The organism is Paraburkholderia diazotrophica, assembly GCF_900108945.1.
GTDB lineage: Bacteria > Pseudomonadota > Gammaproteobacteria > Burkholderiales > Burkholderiaceae > Paraburkholderia > Paraburkholderia diazotrophica.
The window spans coordinates 1-1602 of the sequence record NZ_FNYE01000106.1; the positions used below are offsets into that span (position 1 = coordinate 1).

Genomic DNA, 1602 nt, shown 5'->3' on the forward strand with positions numbered 1-1602 from the left:
AGTTCGAACGCCTGCTCAGGCATGATGTAGTTCAGCAGCACACCCGCGAACATCGCGGCAAACACCATCAGAATCGCACGGTGCGGCACCTTGCGTGAATTGGTGACGCCGAGAAATGCCGGCGCGTTCTTCTGCAGCGACAGGTTGTAAAACGTGCGGCTATTGGTGAACACGCTCGCGTTGACTGCTGACAGCACCGCCATGATCACGACCAGATTCATGATGCTCGCTGCGGCCGGAATGCCGAACTTCGTGAAGACCTCGACGAACGGGCTACCCTTCGTCGTCAACGACGTCCACGGGAAAACCATCAGCAGAACTGCGATCGCACCGACGTAGAAAATCAGCAATCGCCAGAACGTGGCATTGACGGCCTTCGGCATCGTCGTTTTGACATCCTTCGCTTCGCCGGCCGCGAGACCGAGATTTTCGACACCGCCGAATGAGAACGCGACCATCACGACCGCGAGGAATGTGCCGCTCGCTCCCTTGGCAAAGAATCCGCCGTGGTCGACGAGGTTGTGATAACCGACGGGCACGCCGTTGTTGCCGATGCCAAACACGATCATGCCGACGCCAAAGATGATCATGGCGACGATCGCGATCACCTTGACGAGCGAGAACCAGAACTCGGCTTCACCGTATATCTTGACGCCGATGATATTGACGACAAACATCAGCGATACCGCGGCGCCGGCCGTCACCCAGATCGGAATGTGCGGGAACCAGAAGTGAACGTAATTCCCCAATGCATTCAGGTCGGCCGCACTGGTCGCGAGCAGAAAGATGAATGCGTTCCAACCGTTCAGAAAGCCTGCGAAGCGGTGAATGTAGCGGTTCGAATACGACACGTAGGAGCCGGACACCGGTTCTTCCACGGCCATTTCACCGAGCGCCCGCATGACGAAATAGATGGCGATAGCGGCAAGCAGAAAAACCAGCAGAATGGCCGGGCCAGCCGTTCTGATTGCCCAGGAAGATCCGTAGAACAGTCCCGTGCCGATTGCGCCGCCGATGGCAATCATCTGGCGGTTCTTAAGATCTCTTTTCAGATCTTCCCGCTCGTATGCCTGTGCTTCGACGTTGTTGCTCATGTCGCCTCCAAGGAAGTTAATCGAATGTTGTTTTTTAGATTGGAAAGAGGGTTTGATCGCACGTTGTGGCCGTGGAAAGCCTGGCGCGAACACCGTTATGCATCGCTGTCTTTGAGCCATAGTCAGTTTCTTTGTCTGAGCGGGCTCTTTATTTTTGTCGTTATCCTAATTACACAATTTGCTTTCTCAGGTTCCGGCACACATCCCTTCTCGTAGCGTCGATGATCAAACCAATCGCGCAGTCCGATGTACGTCGTCTAAAGGGGTGCCCCGTGCATCGTAGTCCTGTGCCACGCCGCTTCCGGCGTTAGCATCGGCTCAGCGCATCGGGTGTTGCACGGATGCGACCACGCATGGATTTTCGTCGCGCCGTCGTTGAACGGGACGCTCGTTCGCTCTCGCCAATTGCTGTTTCAGAGTTCAGCGAGCGCGGTGGTCAGACGGCGAATTGCTTCGTCCACGGTGGAACGCGGACAGCCAAGGTTTGCGCGCATGTACCCATGCCCCT

The 1602-nt window shown here is 56.2% G+C and carries 1 protein-coding gene; it reads right to left on the reverse strand.

The window, feature by feature from the left end:
- Positions 1–1094: amino acid permease (locus tag BMW76_RS40045; RefSeq protein ID WP_090874174.1), on the reverse strand; the 1094-nt coding region annotated here is incomplete at its 3' end.
- Between the last annotated feature and the right edge of the window lie 508 nt (positions 1095–1602).